The 6944-nt window shown below is 69.4% G+C and carries 6 protein-coding genes; 4 read left to right on the top strand and 2 right to left on the bottom strand.

Features of this window, described 5'->3' with window-relative positions; genetic code table 11:
• Together AB4Y80_RS01605 and AB4Y80_RS01600 are read right to left on the bottom strand one after the other, a co-directional pair.
• On the bottom strand, positions 1 to 1176 hold a 1176-nt coding region (locus AB4Y80_RS01605), incomplete at its 3' end, for an AI-2E family transporter (protein WP_442211538.1).
• A gap of 72 nt (positions 1177 to 1248) precedes the next feature.
• A complete protein-coding gene (locus AB4Y80_RS01600) occupies positions 1249 to 2178 on the bottom strand; it encodes an aldose 1-epimerase family protein (RefSeq protein WP_442211537.1) in 930 nt (309 codons plus the stop codon).
• 129 nt (positions 2179 to 2307) lie between these two features.
• Between AB4Y80_RS01600 and AB4Y80_RS01595 the strand changes: the two genes are divergently transcribed.
• The 4 genes from AB4Y80_RS01595 to AB4Y80_RS01580 all read left to right on the top strand — a co-directional run bounded on the left by AB4Y80_RS01595 (position 2308) and on the right by AB4Y80_RS01580 (position 6944).
• Entirely contained in the window at positions 2308 to 3126 is an 819-nt protein-coding gene (locus AB4Y80_RS01595; protein ID WP_442211536.1) for a DeoR/GlpR family DNA-binding transcription regulator, read from the top strand.
• A complete protein-coding gene (galT, locus tag AB4Y80_RS01590; protein WP_442211535.1) occupies positions 3123 to 4274 on the top strand; it encodes a galactose-1-phosphate uridylyltransferase in 1152 nt (383 codons plus the stop codon). The genes AB4Y80_RS01595 and galT overlap by 4 nt, the downstream gene beginning before the upstream one ends.
• Positions 4271 to 5431 carry a galactokinase gene (galK, locus tag AB4Y80_RS01585; RefSeq protein WP_442211534.1) on the top strand — a complete coding sequence of 387 codons (1161 nt, stop codon included), beginning with the start codon at positions 4271 to 4273 and terminating at the stop codon, positions 5429 to 5431. Before galT ends, galK begins: the two co-directional genes overlap by 4 nt.
• A 376-nt stretch (positions 5432 to 5807) precedes the next feature.
• Positions 5808 to 6944 (top strand): integrase core domain-containing protein, encoded by a 1137-nt coding sequence (locus AB4Y80_RS01580; RefSeq protein WP_442211532.1) that lies wholly within the window; start codon positions 5808 to 5810, stop codon positions 6942 to 6944.

Below are 6944 nucleotides of genomic sequence, written 5' to 3'. Positions count from 1 at the left end.
GGGGGCGGCGCCGCCGGGCGCCGGCTCGCCGGGCACCGGATCCGCGGGGGCAGCGCCGAAGCCGTAAATGTCGGGCAGCTGGGGGTCGCTTTCCCAGCCGCGGGCGGCCACGTAGCGGATGGAGGAATTGGCGACAGCCAGCAGCGGGACGGCGAACAGGGCCCCGAGGATGCCGGCCACGCCGGAGCCCGCGGCGACGGCCAGGATGACGGCCACGGGGTGGAGGGAGACGGCCCGGCCCATGACGAAGGGCTGGAGCAGGTGGCTTTCGAGCTGCTGGACCAAAAGGACGATGCCCAGCATGATCAGCGCGTTGACCCAGCCATTGGCGACCAGGGCCAGCAGGACGGCCACCGCCCCGGTGACCAGCGCACCGACCACCGGGATGAAGGATCCGACGAAGACGAGCACGCCCAGCGGCAGCGCCAGCGGGACCTGGATGATGGCGGCGCCGGCGCCAATGCCCACGGCGTCAACGGCGGCCACCAGAACCTGCACGCGCACGTAGTTGCCCAGCGAGAGCCAGCCGCGCCGGCCGGCCCCGTCGACGGCGGGCCGGGCCCGGCGCGGAAAGAAACGCACCAGAAACGCCCAGATATTCTGGCCCTCCAGCAGGAAGAAGATCAGGATGAACAAGGTCAGCAGGACCCCGGCGCTCAAGTGCCCAAAGGTGGTGCCGATGCCCAGGGCCTTGGAGGCTATGGTGCTGCTGTTGTTTTGCACCGCGTCGAGTGCGTCCTGGAGGTAGTTGCTGATTTGGGCCGAGCTGAGCCCCAGCGGCCCTGAGGTCAACCAGTCCTGGATCTTGATCAGCCCGCGCAGGGCCTGCTGGCTCAGGTCGTGCAGGCCGGAGACCATCTGCCGGCCCACCAGGAACAGCCCGCCGCCCACCAGGAGCAGCAGGCCGCCCTCGGTGGCGGCGACGGCGAGCCCGTGCGGGAACCCAAGGCGGCGCAGCGCCTTGACCACCGGTCGCAGCAGCGCGGCCAGCAGGGCGGCCACCATGATGGGAATGATCAGGATGCTCACCTGGCTCAGCAGCCAAATGATCATGGCGGCGACCACCAGGATCAACCCGATCCGCCAGGCCCACGCCCCGGCAACCCGCATGCCGAAGGGCACTACCGAAGCGTCGTTTTCAGAGTAGCTTGGTGGTTGAAGCCGCTGTGGGGTCATGACCCAATGATTCACTATGCACCGATCATTACGGAAACCGCGTCCAGATCTCCGGCGAACCCGGTGCGTCGCTCACGCCAGTTGGGAGTCGATTCCCCAGCGCATGGTGAAGGAGGCGCCAGGGGCCAGCCACCCCAGCCCGTCCCCGGAGTTGAAGGCGTTCGCCGCCCCGCTCATCGGTTCCAGGGCCACCGCCAGGGACCGCCCGGGGAAGTCGGCGGTGATGAAGACGTGGACGTGGGTGACCGTGGCGTCGTGCCACAAACTCACCCCGCGCCCGTCCGGGGCCGACAGCGTGTGGCGGGCCACGCCGTCGTCCGTCAACAGCCCGGTAAAGGAGGTGTCCATCCGGATGTCGGCGATGCGCCGGCCGGCGCGCAGATCATGGATCCCCTCCACCGGCAGCGCACCGGTGGGGATCATGCGTTCGGTGGTGGCGAGCCGGGCGGTAGCCGGGACCGTGAGGGTCAGCTCCTCCGGCGCGAGAGCACCCAGGCGCAGGTAGGGGTGGGCGCCCAGGACAAACGGCGCCCGGGCGGGGGAATCGTTGATCAGCGTCTGCCCCACGCGCAGGGCCCCGGACTCGGTGAGTTCATAGCGGACCCGGTGCCGGGCCAGGAACGGGTAGCCGTGCTGCGGGTGGATGACGGCCTCGAGCGTGACCTGGTGATCGGTGTAGGCCAGGGCCGCGTAGCCGGTGTTGCGCAGCAGGCCGTGGATGGCGTTGTTGCGGGAAACCTCGGTGATGTCCAGCTGCTGCGCCGCGCCGTCCAGCATCCAGCGGCCGGCATCGACCCGGTTGGCAAACGGGGCCAGCGTGATCCCGGCCGCCCCTGGGGCAATGGTCTCCGTCGGGTAGCTTTCCACCAGCTCCACCCCCCGGCGCTCGTACCGGCGCAGGCCGGCGGCCAGGGACGTGATCGTCGCCGACGCGTCGCCGCGCCGCAGGGTGTACTGGCGGCCAGTGGCCGGGTGCGTCACGGCCTCGGATGTGGTGGTCATGAGGCATAGGTTACCGCCTGCCGCGCACGGACGGCCCGGGTTGGCCGCCCTGACTGCGCGCGGCACCCGGTTAATGTAATATTTTGTTTGAAAGTAAGTGTTTTTGGCATTTCTGATGGAGGGGGCGCCATGTTGGCACCGGAACGCCAGGCTCGCATCCTCAAGGAGCTCCAGCTGCGCGAGGCCGTGCGCGTGGCGGACGTCGCCGCCGCCCTGCAGGTCTCGGAGATGACCATCCGGCGCGACATCGAGGCGCTGGACCACAACGGCCTGGCCCGCAAGATTCACGGCGGCGCCACGCGCCTGGCCCGGCTCAGCGCCGTGGAACCGGGCTTCCGGCGCAACGCGGACAAGCAACTCGCCGCCAAACTGGCCATCGCCCGCGCCGCACGGTTGCTGATCGAGCCGGGCATGACGCTGGCGCTGACCGGCGGCACCACCACCTATCAGCTGGCCGCGAACCTGGCCGCCCCGGGCGAACAACTCCGCAACCTGACGGTGGTCACCAACTCCCTGAAGGTGGCTGAGCTGTTCTACCGGGCCCAGGGAGGCACGGACGTGAAGGTGATCGTCACCGGCGGCGAGCGCACGCCCTCCGAGGCCCTGGTCGGCCCGATCGCCCGCACCGCCCTGGGCAACCTCAACACGGATCTGTGCTTCATGGGCGTCCACGGACTCGACGCCGACCGCGGCCTGAGCAGCCCCAACCTGCTCGAGGCKGAAACCAATGCCGCCTTTATCGACTCGACCGGCCGGCTGATCGTGCTCGCGGACAGCACCAAGTTTCAGGTGCGCTCCCTGGCCGCCATTGCCCCGCTGAGCGCCGTGGACACCATTATTACGGACGACGCCGTCAGCCGGGCCGTGCGCGAATTGTTCGCCGCCCGCGTGCCCACCTTCACCGCAGTGCCCGCGACGGTCCCCGTCCCAGTCAGGAAGTCCTCATGACCACCGTCACCACCACCGTCCTGGCCGACGGCCGGGAATTGATCTACTTCGACGACGGCGCCGCCGTCCACCCGCACACGGCCCGGGACACGCGCCCGCTGGAGCCGCGTTCGCCGGAGAACACCGGGGAGCTGCGCTTCGACGCCCTGACCGGGGACTGGGTGGCCATCGCCGCGCACCGCCAAACGCGCACCTACCTGCCCCCGGCCGACCAGTGCCCGTTGTGCCCGACCGCCGGGGCCAACCTTTCCGAGATCCCGGACTCCACCTACGACGTCGCGGTGTTTGAAAACCGCTTCCCATCCCTGGGCCCGGCCGTGGGCGACGCACCGGACAACCCGGTCTGGGGCACGGGAGGCCGCGCGTATGGGCGCTGCGAGGTGGTGGCGTTCACGCCCGAGCACAGCGGCTCGTTCGGCGGCTTGTCCACCGAGCGCGCCCGCACCGTCATCGACGCGTGGGCCCACCGCACCGCGGCCCTGAGCGCCCTGCCCGGCGTCCGGCAGGTGTTTCCGTTTGAGAACCGCGGCCAGGAGATCGGCGTGACGCTGCACCATCCGCACGGCCAGATCTACGCTTATTCCTACGTGCCCCCGCGCAGCGCCGTCATGGCCGCCGCGGCCCTTGCCTATTATGAGGCCCACGACGGGCGGGAGGCGCTGCTGGGGTCCATTGTGGCCAAGGAATCCGGGTCCGGGGAGCGCATGATCGCCCAGGGCACGCACTTTAGCGCGTACGTGCCCTTTGCCGCGCACATGCCGCTGGAAATCCACCTTACCCCGCACCGCCACGTGCCGGACTTTGCCGCCCTGTCCGAGGCCGAACGCGACGAGCTGGCCGTGATGTACCTGGACGTGCTGCGCCGCCTGGACAACCTCTACGACACGCCCACCCCCTATATCGCGGCCTGGCACCAGGCCCCGCTGGACCCCGCCCTGCGCCCGGCCGGCCGCTTCCACCTGGAGCTGACGTCCCCGCGCCGCGCGGCGGACAAGCTGAAATTCCTGGCCGGCTCCGAGGCCGCCATGGGCGCCTTCATCAACGACACCACCCCGGAGCACACCGCGGCCCTGCTGCGCGGCGTCTCCACCGCCAAACGGAGCGCCGGCACGGCGGCGGGCACCGAGGGGAAGGTGTCCATCCCATGAGCGCGGCGCCCGGCCCCGCCCAGGTTGCGGAGAAGTTTGCGGCAGCCTTTGGCCAGGCGCCCGACGGCGTATGGTCGGCGCCGGGCCGCGTCAACCTGATCGGCGAGCACACCGACTACAACGACGGCTTTGTGCTGCCCTTCGCCATTGACCGCACCGCCCAGGTGGCCATCCGGCTCCGGGCCGACAACACCGCCCGGCTGCTCTCCGGCTATGGACACCAGGGCGTGGTCAGCCTTGAGATGGCCACCCTATCCCCCGAGACCATGAAGGGCTGGACGGCCTACCCCCTCGGGGTGGTCTGGGTGTTGCGCCAGATGGGCGTGGACATCGGCGGCTTCGACCTCTACCTGGACTCCACCGTGCCCACGGGGGCCGGGTTGTCCTCCTCCGCGGCGATCGAATGCGCCGTGGCGTCGGCATTCAACGAGCTCTGCGGCGCCGGGCTCACGGCGAACCAGCTGGTCCTGGTGGGCCAGCGCGCGGAGAACGAGGTCGTGGGCGCCCCGACCGGCATCCTGGACCAGTCGGCGTCGCTGCTCGCCACCGGCGGCCACGCCGTGTTCCTGGACTGCCGCACCCAAGAGTCTCGGCTGGTTCCTTTGGATTTGGCCGCCGCCGGGCTGCTGGTCCTGGTGGTGGATACGAAGGTCACGCACGCCCATGCCACCGGCGGGTATGCGGCCCGCCGGGCCTCCTGCGAGCTGGGGGCCGAGGTCCTGGGCGTGGCGGCCCTGCGGGACGTCGCGGCCGCGGACCTCGCCGTTGCGGCCGGGCTGCTGGATGCGCAGACGTTTCGCCGCGTCCGCCACGTCGTCACCGAGGACCAGCGGGTGCTGGACACCGTGGCGGTCCTGGCCGACGCCGGACCGGCCGCCATCGGCGCCCTGCTCACCGCCAGCCACGCCTCCATGCGCGACGACTTTGACATCTCCTGCGACGAGCTGGACCTGGCCGTCGAGACGGCCCTGGCCAACGGCGCCCTGGGCGCCCGCATGACCGGTGGCGGGTTCGGCGGTTCGGCCATTGCCCTCATCCCGGCGGCCGAGGAACCCAGGGTGCGGGCCGCCGTCGTCCGCGCCTTCGCCGACGCCGGCTTCACCGCCCCGGACATCTTCGCCGTCTCCCCCGCCCCGGGCGCCCGCCGGGTCCTTTAACGCAGCAACTGACCCGCACTAGATGTCGAAAATCGCCCGTTTCCGGGCGATTTTCGACTGTGAAGTCTCATACCTTATTGGACAGTTCTGTCTCATACCTTCGTAGACACTATGTCTCATTCCTTTGTAGACACTTGGTGGTTTTTGATGGGGGGTTGTGACTAAAACTCAACCTGCTCTCAAGATCCGGCAACGTGTCGCGACCTGGCCCGAGGATGCCCCTCGCGGGGCTGTCAGTGCGTTCTGCAATCAACACCATGTCTCCCGGGCCTGGTTCTACCAGGTTCGGGCGGCGGCGAGGAGGGTGGGGCCGGTGCGGGCGTTGGAGAAGAAGCCGCCGATCGCCGTGTCCCACCCGGCAACGACCCGCGCGTCCATGGTTGATCTGTTGCTGGGCACCCGGGCCCAGCTCGAGGCCGCCGGCTTCGATTCGGGCCCGTTGTCGGTGATCGCCAAGCTGCGCCGGCAGGGCTTTGAGCCCCCGTCCCGGGCCACGGTGGCACGGATCTTCTCCCGGGCCGGGGTCGTGGTTCCGGAGCCGAGGAAGAAGCCCCGCAGCGCCTACATCCGCTTCACCTATCCGCAGCCGAACGGGTGTTGGCAGATTGACGCCACCGAGTGGGTGCTGGCCGGCGGGAGGAAGGTGGCGATCTTCCAGCTCATCGATGACCATTCCCGCCTGGCCCTGGCCTCCCTGGCCGCTCCCGGGGAGACCAGCGAGGCCGCCATCCGGGTCGTGAGCACGGCCATGGAACGCCATGGCATCCCGCAACGGTTCCTCTCCGATAACGGGACGGCCCTGAACCCGACCCGGCGCGGCCGCCGCGGGGCCCTGGTGGAATTCCTCAAGGCCCGGGGGGTGGAGCCGATCACCGGCAAACCCTACAAACCCACCACCCAGGGCAAGAACGAACGCTTCCACCAGACCCTGCACAAATACCTGCACCGCCAACCGGCGGCGACCTCGCTGGCCGAACTGCAATCCCACCTCGAGGCCTTCGACCGCTACTACAACACCGAACGCGTCCACCAGGGACTCGTTGGCCACCTGACCCCGCAGCAAGCCTGGGACGCCACACCCAGGGCCCCGGCACCCCGGCCGCCCGAGCCGGAACACCCGCTCGGTTCCGAGCGCTTCACCACCCACCGGCGCGTCGGCCGGAACGGGGACATCACCGTCCGGAGCACCCAATACAAAATGGGCAAGGCCCACATCGGCACCACCGTGCACATCCTCTACGACGACACGCACATCATGTTCTTCAACTCCCTCGGCACGGAAATCATCAGCCACCCCATCCCGCCCCAGGGCACCCGCTACGTCGGCAACGGACAACTCTCCGGCATCGCCGCCGACCCCGCCGGAGCCGCGCGAAAACGCAAAATCCACCCCGTCAAAGACACCCCGCCCGACCCCGAGACCAGCGAGCAAGAAACCAACAACGGACCAAAAAGCCGTGAGACACCTCCCGTCCGGACAAGGCCAAGACAGGAAGTGTCTACACAGGGATGA

The organism is Specibacter sp. RAF43, assembly GCF_052114065.1.
In the GTDB taxonomy this organism is placed as follows: Bacteria; Actinomycetota; Actinomycetes; order Actinomycetales; family Micrococcaceae; genus Specibacter.
The sequence above is the reverse complement of the archived record's forward strand: the minus strand, read 5'-3'. Positions and strand labels throughout refer to the sequence as shown.

Bases quoted from the DNA above. Each gene is read 5' to 3' on its own strand.
- AB4Y80_RS01600 (WP_442211537.1), bottom strand. From the start codon at position 2,178: ATGACCACCACATCCGAGGCCGTGACGCACCCGGCCACTGGCCGCCAG.
- galT (WP_442211535.1), top strand. From the start codon at position 3,123: ATGACCACCGTCACCACCACCGTCCTGGCCGACGGCCGGGAATTGATC.
- galK (WP_442211534.1), top strand. From the start codon at position 4,271: ATGAGCGCGGCGCCCGGCCCCGCCCAGGTTGCGGAGAAGTTTGCGGCA.
- AB4Y80_RS01580 (WP_442211532.1), top strand. From the start codon at position 5,808: ATGGTTGATCTGTTGCTGGGCACCCGGGCCCAGCTCGAGGCCGCCGGC.